Origin of the sequence: Spirillospora sp. NPDC000708, assembly GCF_040299565.1 — a bacterium.
Taxonomy (GTDB): Bacteria; Actinomycetota; Actinomycetes; order Streptosporangiales; family Streptosporangiaceae; genus Spirillospora.
In genome coordinates this window covers 169,987-185,722 of record NZ_JBEPCJ010000005.1, presented here as the reverse complement: position 1 = coordinate 185,722, position 15,736 = coordinate 169,987, and the positions used below count along the sequence as shown (strand labels likewise).

Sequence of the window (15,736 nt, the reverse complement as noted above, 5' to 3'; positions counted from 1 at the left end):
GCCGGGGATGGTGGGGCCCGTGGGGCTCGGCCTACAGATCCAAAGTCCCTTGGGGGCTTTTCGGCTGGCGCCGGGACGTGAAGTGGTCAGTTGAGGACTGGCGATAACAGCACTTGTAAGCTGGACCGGCCTTCTCGCGCCACCCCTTTGGCCGCTTCTCGCCATATTCTGGCGGCGTGGACACCCTTGCCTCTCTCGTCCTTCATGACGCCGAGCCGTGGTGGTTGACTATGGGAACGCCGCGAAACGCGCCCCAGGAGAGGCAGTGCCATGATCCAACTGGAGTTCGGTCACCCCGGCGGGCTCGGGTCGTCCCAGGGTGAGCAAATGCCGGCGAAGCGGCAGGTGATCGTCAAGATCGACACCGATCGGGCGCCCTCCGATAAAGCAGTCATCCAGAACAACACCACCAGCAACAAGGGATCGGGCGCGCACATCACCTCGTATCGGGCGCTGCGGGGGTTCATCGAATCATGGCTCATCGGACAGACGTTCCTGGAGGCATGGGAGAGAATTCATGCGATGTGGGTGTTCACCAATGATCTGGCGGACTCCTGGGCCGGCGCGCCGGGCCTTCAGTCGGATTCGAGCAAGATGCATCGGTACGCGGTGAACGGTCTGATCAAACATGTGCCTGCCAGTATCGAAGATGAATGGATAACCCGCCAGGGCATACCTTTGAAAAATGCTTATTGGGCCGAACCGATAAAGGTGGCCAGCCCGCTACTGGACAAGGAGCCGGACGACGCGACCCGGCGGGAGCTCGAAGGCAAGCTCAAGCGGGACCGGCGGATCTACATCCACAGCGCCCAGCTCGAGAAGTACAAAGCCAAGCCAACCGAGGGCTACAGCGAACCCAAGGAATGGGTGCCGAACCTCGCCTGCCACTACATCGGTGCGATGACCACGAGACTCAGTGATTGGCTGCAGGCCAGGAACCGCTTCTGGTTCACTTCGCTGAACACCGTGTCTTACCGGACCGGCGAAGCGGACGCAGCAAGGGAACTGAAGCTCCTCCTGGCGCAAATGAAGGACAGACCCGCCCTCAACAATCTGGAATACAACCAGATCGCCCAGCGGATGCTCGTCATGTTCGACTTCTTCCCGGAGAGGTTCGGCGATGACGTGACGATCGAGCATGCCAGCGCATGCGCCGCCCGGCACGTGGTCGAGTACTTCCAGTACACGCCCTTGATCCACCCGAACTGGCGAGACAGTATCTATAGCATGTTCATGGGGCAGTGGCTGCAGCGGATCGACGAGGACATCGAGAGGGAGAGGGAGAACCCCGACGGGAAGCGGAATCTGGCCGGCCTCAGAGAGCTGCTAGGATCGTCCAGGGTGATGCGCGAAAAGAGCGAATCCTACTTCAATAACTTCGCCAAGAGCATCACCTGGCCCCAGAAGTAGCGAGCTCTCTGGTTGCGGTCCAGGGCCATGACCACACGATCTCGATGTCCCCGTCGCCGGGCCCTTTCGAACCGGCGATGATCGGCACGGTGCGGCTGACTCCCATGCTCTCGGAGCCCGTGCACGAGTTGAGCTGCCAGGGCTGCCCCCGGGGGATCAGCATCGGCCCGCGGTCCGTCGCCGTCCTGGTGACGGCCCCCCACTCACGGAAGGTTCATGACACCGCGGTGGCGAAGGCGTCGTGGAGCTCGACGAGGTCGAGGTCGGCAGCGGTCATGTCCGCTTCGGCCAGGGCCTGAGCGGTCGTCTCGCGGGTGAGGACGGCGTCGAAGCTCTCGCCGTCGTAGACGGTCTCCGAACGGGCGGTCGACGACAGGACGGTCACCGCCCGATCGCGGTCTAGGCCGAAGCGGGTGATCTCATCGCCGGAGGCGACGATGGCGGCGGCGCCTTCGCCGATCGGGCAGCACCGCAGGCGGGTGAACATGCCGCTGATCTGGGGTGGGCGAGCACCTCGTCAAGCGTGCGGGGGTTGCGGCGCTGGGCGTTGGGGTTGAGCGCGCCGTTGCGGCTGTTCTTGACCGCTACGGCCGCGATCTGTCCGGGGGTGGCACCGTGGTCGTGCATGTAGCGGGAGGCCAGCAGCGCGAAATGGGCGGCGGGTGCGACGCGACCCGTCGACTGTCGCCTATTCGGTGAAGCTGTCGCCTATTTGGTGAAGTCGGCTACGACGGGGTGACACCGGAGATGCTGACTGGTGCCGGGGGGCGAGGCGTCGGCCCTGGCGGCAGCCGGCGGAAAGGCTGGCCTGTACAGGACGATCATGGCGGAGTTGTTGACTCAGCGCCCATTGGGAAGGGGCTGCGCTGGCCGGAGAACGGCCGGATGTGGCTCCTGGCTGCTGGAGCGCGGGCAGGGCTGAGAAACTGGCCTTCGCGACGTGTGGGAGGCGTGTTTGGCGGGAGCGCGGCTGATCGACACGCTGGAGCGGATCCATGAGGACTGGGGCGGGGACGGGCTGGCCAGGTTGAGGATCACGGCTGAGACCGCACCGCGCGCCGAGGCCCGCGCCGCGGGCGAGGAGGCCGAGATCCTCGTCAGCACGGGGCTGGTCGAGCTGATCGCTGCGTGGTTCACCGCGGAGGGCCCGGCCCCGGACGAACTGGCCGAGCAGGCCATGGTCCAGTCGCTGTACCTGCTGTACCTGCACGAGGTCGGGCACGTCCTGCACGGCCACCTGCGGTTCCCGCTCCCCGGTGCGTCCGGGCCCGGGCTGCGGATGGTGGACCACCCGATGGCGCTGGTCGCCGCGCGGGCGGCGTTCGAGTTCGAGGCCGACCGTTGGGCCGTGCGGCAGTTCGTCTGGGAGGCCTCCGGCGGGGACGACCTGGACGCCGAATCGCTGCTCCTCGCTGTCGTGGAGGCGGCGATGGCGGCATCGGTGATGACCGAGGTGATGGACCGGCACGTGCATGCCAGGGACGGTGCCGCCCGGCTGTGGTCCGCGCTCGGGCGGTTCGACGAGATGCAGATCCATCCGCCGCTGCTCCTGCGGCGGTTCCTGATGCTCGACAGCGCCGTGCGGCTGGTGGACGGGGAAGCGCCGCGCCGGGCCGTCGAGAAGGCGTGGGGGAGCGGCACTGCGCTCGCCCACCGGTCCGACGGTCCGATGCCGCGGCTTCTGGGGTCGGCCTTCCTGGAACTCGCCCAGGAGTATCGCGACCCCCACGCGATGGCGAACGAACTCGATGCGCGGCTCCGCCTGATCCGGGAGCTGGGCCTGGTCCCGACGACGGAAGGGGACTCCGATGCGGCTTGAACTCGTCCTGGAGGTGGCCGACGAGCCCGACGGTCTGGCCGACGTCCTGCTCGACCGGCTCGCAGCGGCGGACGTCGACGAGGTGGGGCCGGTGACGTGCGCGCTGGAGCGCAGCGGCTTCGCCGAACCGGTGACGATCATCGCGACGGCGGTCGTCGTCACCGGGGGCGGGGTCCAACTCGTCCAGGGGCTGCGGCAGCTCCTGCAGGAACTCGACGGGCTGCGCGACGACTGGGCGAAGCTGCGGCGGGTCAGGGTGCGGACCGCGGCCGGCGACCACGACGCCGCGGAGGTCACGCCCGAGGAACTGGCGGCCGGGGATGACGGCGACCCTGCGTGACCTGCTGGAGCACGCGCGGACGGCGGACCGGATGGCCGCGTTCCTCCTGTCCACCGGCCTGCCCGGCGACCTCGGTGAGGCGGCGGAGCAAGACGTGATCGCGGCCTACGAGGCCGTCCTCCAGGCCGCACCTGTCGACCCCGACCCGGACGACCGGCGCGTCCTCGGGATCGCGGCCGACCTTCTCGGGCTGTTTTACAAGAACCGCCGGCACGGTGACGAGATCGCCAACCGGCGGCAGGCGCTGCGGTACATGAACCGCGCGCTGCGATTGCTCGACCCGGACGCGCACGGGGAGGACGTCGCGGCCGTCCACGCCAACCTGGGCAACCTGTACGGGCGGCCAGTAGGCGGGCGCGACCGGATAGCGGAGCCGGACGCGCTCACCTCGATCCGCCACATCGAGACCGGGCTGGAGATCCTCACCAGGCTCGGCGTCGCAGACCGGTCGGTGGCCGACCTGCATGACAACCTCTCCGGCGCCTACGCCCGCCTGACCACGGGAGACCGCCTGGCGAACCTGCTGAAAGCGTTCGAGCACTCCCGGACGGCGAGGTCCCTCTACCCCGGCGCCGACGATGCCGTCCTGGACGAGCTGGCCTGCCTCGGCAACGCCCTCGACACCGCCCTGGAGGTGGTCCTCCTGGCACGCCGACGCATGTACGCGCCCGAAGACGGGAGCCAGGAGGCGTGGCTGGACACCGCGTTCGAGGTCGAGCAACGCACGTCCGAGCTGTTCCCCGCCACCGTTCCGAGCCCCCGCCTCCTCCGGCATCTCGACCGCATCGGCTACCAGTTCGGCCGCTGGGCCGAGGAAGTCGATCCGTTCTTCCACCTATGCGCCGCCTCCTGGTACCTCAACGCCGCGCGAGCCCACTCCTGGCTCTCCGAGCAGGGTTTCCAGCTTCCCCAGACCGGCTGCTACCTGGTCAGCCGGGGCGCCGGGCACAGCCTCGAAGCGTTGCTCCACGGCGTCCTCGAGGAGGACATCAAGGACATCCTCGACCTGGCCCTTACCACCGCCGACGCGGCCGCGGAACCCGCATACCGCGCCGAGGCGCTGTTCCTGCGCGCCCGCTACCACCTGCTGCACGTCGCCGAGTTGGACCAGGCCGTCGCCGACGCCCGCGCGGCCCTTGCGGTCCTGCCTCCCGAGTCCTGGGAGGGCGTCGCGCACGCTTTCGACGGTTTCTTCGGCAGCCTCTCCGGCCTGCACGAACAGCGTCCCGATCTCCTGCCGCCCCTCCGGGCGACGGTGCGGGAGGTGCTTCCGCGCTGGGAACACGGCACGATGGGCTGGGCGCGCCTGTCGATGTTCGCGGCGGCCCTCGACCTGTACTGCGTCCCTGACGGTGCCCCGCCGCAGGAGCACATCGCCGCCGTCCGCGCGATCCACGCCGACCTGGAGGGCTTGAGTCCCTACATTTCCCCTCTGGTCAACCGGGAGATCTGGTCGGGCATCGTCGTCTCGGCGCTCGGTCACCTGGTCGATCGCGGTATCACGGATCTTCCGGACGAGATGCGGGCCGACGCCGAGCACGCCCTGCTCATCTCGCTGGTCGTCACCCGGCCGGAGTGGCCCTCGCCCGAGCTGGCCAGCCGCATCGATCTGACGCCGTTGTCCTTGGCCCAGAAGCTGAACGCCGCCCTCGGCCTCTCCCTCGATCTCCACACCCCGCCGCCGGCCTTCGCCTTGGCGCCGTCCATACTCACCGTCGACGAGATGGCCGCGCTGGCCGCCGAACTCACCGAGACGTGGACGGCCGACGAGTGAACGAGCAGGCAGCGGGTCAGCCGTCGAGGTGGCCGACCGCGAGCAGACCGAACAGCAGAGCGCCGATCGCCACCCGGTACACCACGAACGCGGTGAAGGCGGGGCAGCCGACGTCGGCGCTCTGCCGAGAGCCGACGCTCACCGGAGAGGCAATCCCCTCGGGCGCAGGTCGAGCCCTATGCCAGCCCTCCACCGCTCTTACGGCGGAGAGTGGAAGATGATCTTGCTTAGCGTGGAATCCAGTGGTGCGGGGGCTCCGCGTTGTCGCTGGTCAGCGAGTTTCGTCGGTAGCCCGGAATCAGCCGCGCCGGTCGCCGTACTCCGCCTTGTTGACCGCCCATGCCGTTCAGACGCTTGCAGCGGATCCGGCGTTCATCCGTCTTTCCGGCCGCCCCCGGCCGACCGTTCCGGCCCCGTTCCCGCTCAACACCGTCCAACACCGTTCTATGCGTCGGGCTCGGCTTCCGGCGCGCGTCCGGTCTCGTACGAGGGCGGCCGGAATATGTCAGAAAGGGATCACGGCCCAGCGTTGTAGCTGGTTGTTCGTCAATTCGGGGTGGTCGGCGGCCCGTGAACGATCCGGTGGATGGTGGATCGACCGACGCTGTACTCGGTGGTCAGGTCGGCAAGGGAGACCTCGCCTTCGGCGTACCGGCGGCGGACGGACCGCCGCGCAGGCTCGGGCAGTTTGGGCTGCTTGCCCTTGAGCTTGCCGTTCTTCTCGGCCAGCGCCATGCCTTCGCGGGTACACGGCTCCCAGGTCGGCCTCGAACTCGGCGACCATCGCCAGGGTTTGCAGGAACAGTCGGCCGAACGGGTCGTTCCAGTCGTAGACCGATCCGCCGAGCCCGAACAGCACGCCGCGGTCGGACAGGTCGGTGAGGATCTGGTCGGCTTCGGTCATGTTGCGGGCGAACCGGTCGAACCTGATCACGGTGAACACGGTGCCCGGCCACACTGCGGTGAGGGCCTGGTCAAGGCCGCCGTCCTGGCCCACGCAGGACCGGACGCGCAGCCGCCGTTCATCGCCGAGCTGCGGCATTTCGGTGGCGCCTACGCCCGCCCGCCCGAGATCCCCAACTGCGTCGGCGGCAGGGACGCGGCGTTCTCCCTCTTCACCGGCGTGACGCCCGCCCCCGGGAACCGGGAGTCGCGCGACCGGTTCCTGGCGGACCTGCGCCCCTGGAGCACCGGTGGCACCAACATCAACTTCGCCGGTGTGGAGGACACCGACCCGGCCATCGTCCGCACCGCCTACCGGCCCGGCGACTACACCCGCCTGACCGAGCTCAAAGCCGTCTACGACCCCGGCAACGTCTTCCGGATCAACTTCAACATCCCCCCGAAAGAGGCGTCGACATGACGGCGCGGCCGTATCCGCGCGCCCTGGCCGTTCAGGTCAGCGCCGCGCTCCGACGCGGTGCGGGGCCATGCCGGTGTCCTTGACAGTGGTGCCGCCGGTCCGTACGGCACCGCATCCCAACCTGCACACGACCACGATCACGGGAGGAAGTCTTGCGAGTCGGAATCGGGCTGCCCGCCGCCGTGCCGGACACGGAACCTGCACACGACCACGATCACGGGAGGAAGTCTTGCGAGTCGGAATCGGGCTGCCCGCCGCCGTGCCGGACACGGACGCCACGGTCATCGGGCGCTGGGCCGCTGAAAGCGATGAGCGCGGCTTCGCCTCCCTGGGGGTGATCGACCGGCTGGTGTACGACAGCCTGGACCCGCTCGTCGCGCTGGCCGCCGCGGCGGTCCGAACTGAGCGCATCGAGCTGATGACCACTGTCCTCAACACCGGTTACCAGGGCAACCCCGTGCTGCTGGCCAAGCAGATCGGCTCGCTGGAGCGGCTGTGCGCCGGACGGCTGACCGTGGGCCTGGGCATGGGCGGTTGGCCCGAGGATTACGCCGCCGGCGATGTACCGGCGGCCCGGCGCGGCGCCGCGTTCGAGGCGGGCCTCGCGGCGATGCGCGCCGTGTGGCGCGGGGAGACGACCGGAGCATCCGGCCCGGTCCCCGCCCTCCCTGAAGGCCGTCCCGGACTGCTCCTGGGCCGGTCTGGTACCCGCCGGGTTCGCGCGAGCCGCCCGCCTGTCCGACGGCTGGGTGGCCCCGTCCTTCGGCCTGCGAACCCTCGAAGAGGGCGTCGAGGCCGTCCACCGGGAATGGACCCGGGCCGCACGACCCGGACGGCCGCGCATCATCGTCGAGCGCTACTTCTGCCTGGGACCCGGCGCGGCCCAGACCGCCGAAGCCTACGTGGCGCACTACTACGGCCCCGACTACCTTCCTCACATCCGGCCTGACCTGCTGACCGGCCCCGACCGGCTACGCCTGGAGATCGACCGCCTGACTGCGGCGGGCGCCGACGACCTGGTACTGCTGCCCTGCTCGGGCGATCCCCGGCAGATCGGCCTGCTCGCCGATGCCCTCGACCAGACGCGCCGGACACCGGCCAAGGAGGCGGCGCCGTGAACTCCCACGACCGGAGGGATTTGGCCGGGGCCGACCTCACCGATCTGGTCAACGTCGGCCGGGCGGTGGCCGGCTACTTCGCACGCGTCGGGATCACCCGCAGCGCACAGCTGACGGGCAGGGACCCGATCGAACTGTACGAGCAGATGTCGGCCGCCTGCGGTGAGGCCCTGGACCCGTGCCTGCTCGACACCATCATGTCCGCCGTGGACCAGGCCGAAGGGCGACCCGCCCGCCCATGGTGGCACTACCCCCCAGAACGCAAACGGCTGCTTACCCCAACCAGACCCACCACCAACGAAGACGCTTAGAACAAGGAACATGCAAACGCGACCTCATCGTCGGCCAGCCCCAGCACCTGACGGACATGCCCCGCCACCACAGGCGGGACCTCAGCCGGCTTCGGAAAATACCCCCAACCGCTGGTAGGTCGTCCTCGTGGGCCTTGACAGCGCCCTGTGGAGTTCGGGAGATCGCGCCGAAAGCAGCGTCACCGTCTCGTTGATGCAGCGCCAGTGGTGCCGGCTCGGTGTCGAGGTGAGTTCGCCCGAGGATGGTGCGAGCTGGGTGGCGTTCCTGCGTGGGCTGGTCGCCCGTGGTGCTGGACGTGACCGGGAGGACCTTCTGACCGAGCGTCATGGGCCCGGCACCGCATTTCCGGCTAACGTGATCCATCCACCGGGACGAAAGCCGCTTCCTGCCCGTGAGTCCGCAGCCGCCGGCTTCCCTTGTGGCTCCCAAGCGCCGTTCGGGGAGCCGTGGAGAGGCTCCGATTCAGCCCTCTGAACTGCATCGAACTCTGTCGGGGCGGCGGGATTCGAACCCACGGCCCCCTGGCCCCCAGCATCGTGATCTACGTCCGAGGGCTCCACCCTCGTCCAGATTGAGCTTCCGCCGGCGCCGCTCACCAAACCCACGGGAACGGCGGCAGATCCGATGTGAACCGGATGTTACGAGCGTGTGACCTTTCTCGAAGAGAAGGGTGATATGGATCACGTTGTGCCGAAAGAGGCGAGCTTGAAGAGGTGAGTTACGGGGCGTGATTGGCTATGCGAGATTTCGGCCTTGTCTCGGTGAGTTGAGTCGAGTAAGTATGGAATGTGTTGATCGCCAATGACGCGACGCTCCCGAGTGACCACGGGTCGATGGCCGACCTCACGCATCGGGGCACCCGTTCCGGGAATTGGTCTCTTCCGGGATGGGAACGTTCTAGGCGATCTCGCATCGATGTTCCTGACCGTCCGGGGTGGGCGCGCATGACCTGCCGCCCTTCAGTGACACAGCCAGGGGAATATATGCGGGTCCTTCTCGTCGAAGACGACGCCGAGTTCAGCGAGGAATTAGCCGGCCGGCTGGAAGAGCAGGGAATGGACACCGTCGCCGTCGATCAGGGGAGGGCGGCACTCGAGCACTGCGCCGAGGTGGACATCGTCCTGCTGGATCTCATGCTCCCGGACCTCGACGGGTTCGCGGTCTGCCAGCTGATCCGCAACAGCTCCACCGTGCCGATCATCATCGTCAGCGGCCGGGACGACGAGTTCGACAGGGTGCTCGGCCTGCGGATGGGCGCGGACGACTTCGTCGCCAAGCCCTACCGGGTCCGCGAGCTCACCACCCGGATCGAGGCCGTGGTCCGGCGCGCCCGCGGGGCGTGGGCGGGCGGCGATTCGGTCAAGGAACTCGGCGGGGTCCACCTCGACCTGCGGCTCCGGCGGGTGCTGGTGAACGGGGAGGAGGTCGCGCTGACCCGCAAGGAGTTCGATCTGCTGGCGTTCCTGGCCTTCGAACCCGGCCGCACGTTCACCCGCGGCCAGATCATGGAAGAGGTCTGGGGGCACGACGGCGCCGGCGACACCAGGACGCTCGGCGTGCACATGACGGGGCTGCGCAAGAAGCTCGGCGTGGCGGGTCTCATCGAGACCGTGCGCGGCGTGGGATTCCGCCTAGTCGCCTGACATGTGGTCACGGATCTTCGGGGGTCAGCTCGCGCTGACCCTGCTCGCGCTGTCGGCGGTCGTGCTGCCCGCCGGACTGCTCATCGGCCACTGGGACGTCCTCGCCACCGCCGGCGGCAGTGCGCTCGTCGCGGTCGGCGCGCTCGCCGTTCCCCTGAAGTTCTGGCTGCTCGAACCCGGCCGCGCGCTCGCGGACGCGGTCCGGGGGCTGCGGGCGGGCGACATCGAACGGCTGGCCGCGCACCGGGCGCCGCCCTGGCTGCGGGAGCTGCTCGACTGCGTCCATGACATAGCCACCGCCCAGCAGAGCAACGCGTTCTTCCTCGCGGACGTGGCGCACCAGCTGCGGACCGAGATCCAGTTGCTGCAGATCCGGCTGGAGGGCCTGGACGGTCACGTGGACGAGGCCGGCCGACGGCTGCACTCGCGTGCGCTCGCCGACACCGAGCGCCTGCACAGCACGCTGACCGAGCACCTGGAGCTGGCCAAGCTGATCGAGGTCAGGCCGCCGCTGGAGATCGAGATGTGCGAGGTGGTGGTCGAACGAGCGGGCGCCTGGTCCGACGTCGCGGACCGGCACGGCATCACGATCCGGACTCTGCTGCACGGCAGGGCCGTCATCCTCGCCCGGAGCGGGATGCTGGAGCAGCTACTGGACATCCTGCTCGACAATGCGGTCCGTCATTCGCCCCGGGCGAGCACCATCATCGTCTCGGTGCAGGTCGGCGGGCGCGACACCACCCTCCGCGTGGTGGACGAGGGTCCCGGCATGACCGCCGAGGAGCGTGAGCGCGCCACCGTGCGCGGCTGGCGCGGCGAGCGGGAGAAGGGGGAGGGCCGCGGTCTGGGCCTGTCGATCGCCGGGATGCTGGTCGGGGCGAACGGCGGCCGGTTGACCCTCGCGGAGGCCCCCGGCGGCCGGGGGGTGGACGCGCGGTGCACGTTCCCCGTCATCAATCCCGGTGCCGCGGCGGTCGTGGACGACGAGGACGACGAGGACGACAGCGTCCCCGTCAGGTGACCCCCGGGCCGGTCAGCCGGCCTTGGTGGCCTTGCCGGCCCTGGCCTCGCCGGTACGGGTGGTGGCGCGCTGGGCGAAGGCACGCTCCACGTCGGCGCCGTCGTAGTACGTGCGGCCCGCCCGGGTGCGGCGGTTCCAGCGGTGCTCGCTGGCAAGGCGGTAGACGCTTCCGGTCGGCAGCCGCCAGAGGCGGGCCACCTCGGTCGCCGTCAGCCAGGCGGCAGGGGCGGGGGAAGGCGTCGGCTCCGGGGCCTCCGCCGATTTCGCCGAGTCCGCCGGTCCCGGATGACGGTCCAGACGGCGGCTGAGCCCGAGCCATTCATGCGCGGCCCAGCGATGTTCCGCGTCGGCCGAGCACACGATCTCACCCGGGGACTCGTGCGGCCTGACCAGGGCCACCAGCTCTCCGGCGCAGCCGCTCTCCACGCAGGCGGCCCCGACCGGGACCCGGCGGCGGCCGTCCGGGCGGGCCACCCGGCGGGCGCCGCCGGTCAGCCGACCGATCTCGCGGGCGAACTCGGCGGCGGATTCGTGCCCGCACAGCCAGCCGAGATGGCGGGTCAGGAAGCAGCTCAGGCCGGCCGCCGTGCGGCGCGGGCGCGCGATGCCGCGTTCGTCCGCGACCAGGGCGCTCCATGAGCCGAGCACCGCGCGGATCGCCGCCCGGGCATCGGCGGCAGCGTCGTTGAACGGGAGCCCAGGCAGGGGTCCGCCCGAGGTGCGGCCGAGGGAGACCCGCTGTTCGGAGCCGCCGAGGAGACGGCCGCACTCCTCGTACAGCACGGGCAGCAGGGACAGGTCGTCGGCGAGCGCGCCGGCGCAGGGATCGCACAGGCGCGCGGCCCCGGCCACGGTCCGGCGGCAGTTCGGCGCCTTACAGATCGAATTCGTCACCCGCTTCACGCTAGAGAGCGCGCCAGGCCGCCGACAAGACGGCCGCGCAAGATGTTCACTAACTTCGGCCTAGAAATGCTAAGCGGCGCCTGACATAGCCCTTTCTAATCTTGTCTAGCGTTCTTCGAATCTCGCTTCATGAAAACTTAGAACGCCCCTCTCTTGTCATTTGATGGGATTCCGAAGAAGCTATCAAATACCGTCCCAACGAGTGTCTTCACCTTCCGGTCGCGCATTTCTCCGGCGGGTGGCGAGGAATCGAGGAGTCGCACGTGGACGCCGAAGTGATCGTCGTGGGCGCGGGTCCGGCGGGAATGATGCTCGCCGGTGAGCTGCGCTTGGCCGGGGTCAATGTCGTGGTCCTTGAACGGCTCGCAGAGAGAACCGGGGAATCACGCGGCCTGGGGTTCACCGCGCGCACGATGGAGGTCTTCGACCAGCGCGGACTGCTGCCGCGGTTCGGCGAGATCGAGGTCAGCAATGTGGGCCATTTCGGTGGCGTTCCGGTCGACTTCGCGGTGCTCGACGGTGCGCATCAGGCGGCCAAGACCGTCCCGCAGTCGCAGACCGAAACGGTGCTGGAGGAGTGGGTCACCGCCCTCGGCGGCGACATCCGGCGCCGCCACGCGGTGGTCTCGGTCAAGAACCTGGACGACCGGGTGGAGGTCGAGGTCGAGGGATCGGAGGGTGCCCACACTCTCACCGCGCCATACCTGGTCGGTTGTGACGGCGGGCGCAGCGCCGTCCGCAAGGCCGCCGGGTTCGACTTCCCCGGCACGGCGGCCACGATGGAGATGTATCTCGCCGACGTTCGCGGGCTCGACCTCGAACCGCGCATGATCGGCGAGACCCTGCCGGGCGGGATGGTCATGGTCGGCCCGCTGCCCGGCGGCATCACCCGCCTCATCGTCTGCGAGCGCGGCACGCCCGCCCGTCGCCGGACCGCGCCGCCGGAATTCGACGAGGTGGCCGCGGCGTGGAAGCGGCTCACCGGCGACGACATCTCGCACGCCGAGCCGGTCTGGGTGAGCGCGTTCGGCGACGCCACCCGCCAGGTCACCGAGTACCGCCGCGGCCGGGTGTTCCTGGCCGGCGACTCCGCGCACATCCATCTGCCCGCCGGAGGCCAGGGCATGAACACCGGCATCCAGGACGCGGTCAACCTCGGCTGGAAACTCGGCGCCGTCGTCAAGGGCCGGGCCCCCGCCGGGCTTCTCGACACCTACCACGAGGAACGGCACCCGGTGGGCAAGCGGCTGCTCATGAACACGCAGGCACAGGGACTGCTCTTCCTCAGCGGCCCCGAGGTGCAGCCCCTCCGCGACGTCATGCGCGAACTCATCGGCTACGACGAGGTCTCCAAGCATCTCGCCGCCATGGTCAGCGGGCTGGAGATCCACTACGACGTCGGCGGCGGCACGCATCCGCTGCTCGGCCGCCGCATGCCGAATCTCGCCCTGGACGGGGACGCCCGGATCGGCGGCAGCACCGAGGCGCTGCGCGGCGGCCGCGGGGTCCTGCTCGATCTGGCGGACAATCCCGCGCTGCGCCGTCGTGCCGCCGGATGGGCCGACCGGGTGGACATCGTGACCGCCAAGCCCCGCGGCGCCACGCCGCCCTCCTGGCCCGACGGCACCGCGGCCGTCCTCGTCCGCCCCGACGGCCATGTGGCGTGGGCGGCGCCGGGCAGTCACGCCGACCTGCCGATGGCCCTGCGGCGCTGGTTCGGCGACCCGCGGTGACGGCGGACGCGACGGCCACCCTGGACGCGGCGGACCGCCAGGTTCTCGTGGTCGGCGCGGGCCCGGTGGGCCTGCTGCTCGCCGGTGAGCTGCGGCTGGGCGGCGCGGACGTCACCGTGCTCGAACGTCTCACCGCCCCGACGACCGAGTCCCGCGCGTCCACCCTGCACGCCCGCACGATGGAGCTCTTCGACGCCAGGGGGCTCCTCGACGCGTTCGGCACGCTGCCGAACGACGCGGTGGGCCACTTCGGAGGCATTCCGCTCGACCTGACGCTGCCGACCCCCTATCCCGGCCAGTGGAAGGCGCCGCAGACCGTCACCGAGGCGGTCCTCGGTCGGTGGGCGGGCGCCCTGGGCGCCGACATCCGCCGTGCGCACGAGGTGCACGACCTCACCGTCCATCAGGACCATGTCGTCGCCGAGGTTCGCACGCCGGACGGCCCGGCCCGCTTCCGCGCCGGGTATGTCGTCGGCTGCGACGGCGAGCAGAGCACGGTCCGGAGGCTGATCGGCGCGGACTTCCCGGGCCGGGACTCCAGCCGCGAGCTGATCCGCGCGGACGTCGACGGCGTCCAGATCCCGGACCGCCGCTTCCAGCGGCTGCCGGCGGGCCTGGCCATCGCGGCCCGGCGCGGCGACGGCGTCACCCGGGTGATGGCCCACGAGTTCGGCCGCGCGGCCGTCCCGCGGCTGGGCGCTCCCACGTTCGATGAGATCACCGGCATCTGGCGGCGTGTCACCGGCGAGGACATCGGCGACGGTACGCCGCTGTGGGTGGACGCCTTCGGCGACGCGTCCCGGCAACTGGCGCGCTACCGGCACGGCCGGGTGCTGTTCGCCGGCGACGCGGCCCACGTCCAGATGCCCGCGGGCGGCCAGGCCCTCAACCTCGGCCTGCAGGACGCCTTCAACCTGGGCTGGAAGCTCGCTCTGGTCACTCGGGGCAGGGCGCCTGCCGCTCTGCTGGACGGTTACCACGACGAACGGCACGCGGTCGGCGCGCGGGTGCTGGCCGGCATCAGGGCCCAGGCGCTGCTCCTGCTCGGAGGCCCCGAGGTGGACGCGGTGCGGGCGGTGTTCGCCGAGCTGATCGACCATGAGCCGGTCCGCCGCCACCTCGCGGGCACGATCTCCGGCCTCGACATCCGCTACGGCATCCCGGACGGGACGAACCCGCGTCAGGGAAGCCGCCTCGTTTCCGCCGACCCCGCTCCGCTTCGGACGGGCCGCGGCCTGCTGCTCGACCCGTCCGGCGAGCTGCGCCGCGTCGCCGCCCGCTGGGCCGACCGGGTCAGCACGGTCACCGCCGTGGCCCCGGCGGAGGGCGGTTGCCTCGTCCGCCCGGATGGTTACGCCGCGTGGGCCGCCACCGGCACCGACGACGGCACGAGCCTCGCGGCGGCGCTCGAACGGTGGTTCGGACCTCCGACGCCCACCTTCACCCCGGAAACGCCAAGAATCCCGAGAACCCCGCGAATCCCGGAAACCCCGCGAACGACCCGGCGATCAACCCCGAAACGGAGTGCGGAGATGGACAGGTTCACCGGCAAGACGGCCCTGGTCACCGGGGCCAGCCGCGGGATCGGACGGCAGATCGCGACCCGGCTCGCGAGCGAGGGCGCGCTGGTCGCGGTGCACTACTCGGGCGGCCGGGAGGCGGCCGGCGAGGTCGTCGCCGCGATCGAGAAGGACGGCGGCCGGGCCTTCACCGTCCAGGCCGAGTTCGGCAAGCCGGGTGACGTGCACCAGCTCTTCCTCGAACTCGAACACGGCCTCAAGGAGCGCACCGGCTCGGTCGATCTGAACATCCTCGTCAACAACGCCGGCGTGATGGGCGGCACCGCCCCTGAGGAGACCACCCCCGAGAAGTTCGACGAGCTCTTCGCGGTCAACGCCAAGGCTCCGTTCTTCATCATCCAGCGCGCGGTCTCCAACCTCACCGCGGGCGGCCGCGTCATCAACATCTCGTCCGGCCTCACCCGCTTCGCCAACCCGGACGAGATCGCCTACGCGATGACCAAGGGCGCCGTGGAGCAGCTCGCGCTGCACTTCGCCAAGATCCTCGCGCCGCGCGGCATCACGATCAACAGCGTCGCACCCGGCATCACCCGCAACGACAACCCGGTCTTCGACATCCCCCAGGCCGTTGAGCAGATGGGGGCGCTGTCGGCGTTCAACCGCGTCGGCGAGCCCGCCGACGTCGCGGATGTGGTCGCGTTCCTCGCCTCCGCCGACGCCCGCTGGGTGACGGGCGCCTTCATCGACGCCACCGGCGGCACGCTGCTCGGCTGAGGCCGC

14 protein-coding genes and 2 pseudogenes are annotated in these 15,736 nt (G+C 70.0%); 11 read left to right on the top strand and 5 right to left on the bottom strand.

Annotated features, from left to right (window positions below):
* Window positions 1-270: 270 nt before the first annotated feature.
* A complete protein-coding gene (locus ABT299_RS06430) occupies window positions 271-1,410 on the top strand; it encodes a hypothetical protein (RefSeq protein ID WP_500250003.1) in 1,140 nt (379 codons plus the stop codon).
* A 214-nt stretch (window positions 1,411-1,624) separates the two neighbouring features.
* Here the strand turns inward: ABT299_RS06430 and ABT299_RS06425 are convergent, their stop codons facing one another.
* Complete coding sequence (locus ABT299_RS06425) at window positions 1,625-1,897, bottom strand: hypothetical protein (RefSeq protein WP_500250002.1); 273 nt, start codon at window positions 1,895-1,897, stop codon at window positions 1,625-1,627.
* Window positions 1,898-2,365: 468 nt separating this feature from the next.
* Between ABT299_RS06425 and ABT299_RS06420 the strand changes: the two genes are divergently transcribed.
* The 3 genes from ABT299_RS06420 to ABT299_RS06410 are packed head-to-tail and all read left to right on the top strand — an operon-like array spanning window position 2,366 to window position 5,343.
* Window positions 2,366-3,229, top strand: a complete 864-nt coding sequence (locus ABT299_RS06420) for a hypothetical protein (protein ID WP_500250001.1) — start codon at window positions 2,366-2,368, stop codon at window positions 3,227-3,229.
* Window positions 3,219-3,569, top strand: a complete 351-nt coding sequence (locus tag ABT299_RS06415; protein ID WP_500196080.1) for a hypothetical protein — start codon at window positions 3,219-3,221, stop codon at window positions 3,567-3,569. The genes ABT299_RS06420 and ABT299_RS06415 overlap by 11 nt, the downstream gene beginning before the upstream one ends.
* Window positions 3,550-5,343, top strand: coding sequence for a hypothetical protein (locus ABT299_RS06410; RefSeq protein WP_500250000.1), 1,794 nt, complete (start codon window positions 3,550-3,552; stop codon window positions 5,341-5,343). Before ABT299_RS06415 ends, ABT299_RS06410 begins: the two co-directional genes overlap by 20 nt.
* 16 nt (window positions 5,344-5,359) lie before the next feature.
* Here ABT299_RS06410 and ABT299_RS06405 read toward each other — a convergent pair whose 3' ends face one another.
* The 3 genes and pseudogenes from ABT299_RS06405 to ABT299_RS06395 all read right to left on the bottom strand — a co-directional run.
* A complete protein-coding gene (locus ABT299_RS06405; protein WP_500249999.1) occupies window positions 5,360-5,485 on the bottom strand; it encodes a hypothetical protein in 126 nt (41 codons plus the stop codon).
* 404 nt (window positions 5,486-5,889) lie between these two features.
* Window positions 5,890-6,078, bottom strand: a complete 189-nt coding sequence (locus ABT299_RS06400) for a hypothetical protein (RefSeq protein WP_500250040.1) — start codon at window positions 6,076-6,078, stop codon at window positions 5,890-5,892.
* A 22-nt stretch (window positions 6,079-6,100) separates the two neighbouring features.
* Window positions 6,101-6,385 (bottom strand): annotated as a pseudogene (locus tag ABT299_RS06395) (recombinase family protein); the annotation flags it as partial.
* Window positions 6,386-6,466: 81 nt separating this feature from the next.
* On the opposite strand from ABT299_RS06395, the gene ABT299_RS06390 reads away from it, so the two are divergent.
* The 5 genes and pseudogenes from ABT299_RS06390 (at window position 6,467) to ABT299_RS06370 (ending at window position 10,800) form a co-directional block, all read left to right on the top strand.
* On the top strand, window positions 6,467-6,706 hold the full coding sequence (locus tag ABT299_RS06390) for a BBE domain-containing protein (RefSeq protein ID WP_500249998.1): 240 nt from the start codon (window positions 6,467-6,469) through the stop codon (window positions 6,704-6,706).
* 67 nt (window positions 6,707-6,773) lie between these two features.
* Window positions 6,774-7,824: pseudogene (locus ABT299_RS06385) on the top strand (LLM class flavin-dependent oxidoreductase).
* Entirely contained in the window at window positions 7,821-8,135 is a 315-nt protein-coding gene (locus ABT299_RS06380) for a helix-hairpin-helix domain-containing protein (RefSeq protein ID WP_500249997.1), read from the top strand. Before ABT299_RS06385 ends, ABT299_RS06380 begins: the two are co-directional and overlap by 4 nt.
* Window positions 8,136-9,119: 984 nt before the next feature.
* Entirely contained in the window at window positions 9,120-9,779 is a 660-nt protein-coding gene (locus ABT299_RS06375; RefSeq protein ID WP_190853586.1) for a response regulator transcription factor, read from the top strand.
* Between the two features lies 1 nt (window position 9,780).
* A complete protein-coding gene (locus ABT299_RS06370; RefSeq protein ID WP_190853588.1) occupies window positions 9,781-10,800 on the top strand; it encodes a sensor histidine kinase in 1,020 nt (339 codons plus the stop codon).
* A 12-nt stretch (window positions 10,801-10,812) separates the two neighbouring features.
* Here the strand turns inward: ABT299_RS06370 and ABT299_RS06365 are convergent, their stop codons facing one another.
* Window positions 10,813-11,694 carry a helix-turn-helix domain-containing protein gene (locus tag ABT299_RS06365; protein ID WP_500249996.1) on the bottom strand — a complete coding sequence of 294 codons (882 nt, stop codon included), beginning with the start codon at window positions 11,692-11,694 and terminating at the stop codon, window positions 10,813-10,815.
* 272 nt (window positions 11,695-11,966) lie between these two features.
* Here ABT299_RS06365 and ABT299_RS06360 point away from each other — a divergent pair, with 272 nt between their 5' ends.
* The gene (locus tag ABT299_RS06360; RefSeq protein WP_387028273.1) at window positions 11,967-13,436 is read left to right on the top strand and encodes an FAD-dependent monooxygenase; all 1,470 of its coding nucleotides are present in this window, start codon (window positions 11,967-11,969) and stop codon (window positions 13,434-13,436) included.
* Complete coding sequence (locus ABT299_RS06355; protein WP_500249995.1) at window positions 13,433-15,730, top strand: SDR family oxidoreductase; 2,298 nt, start codon at window positions 13,433-13,435, stop codon at window positions 15,728-15,730. Before ABT299_RS06360 ends, ABT299_RS06355 begins: the two co-directional genes overlap by 4 nt.
* Window positions 15,731-15,736: the final 6 nt, after the last annotated feature.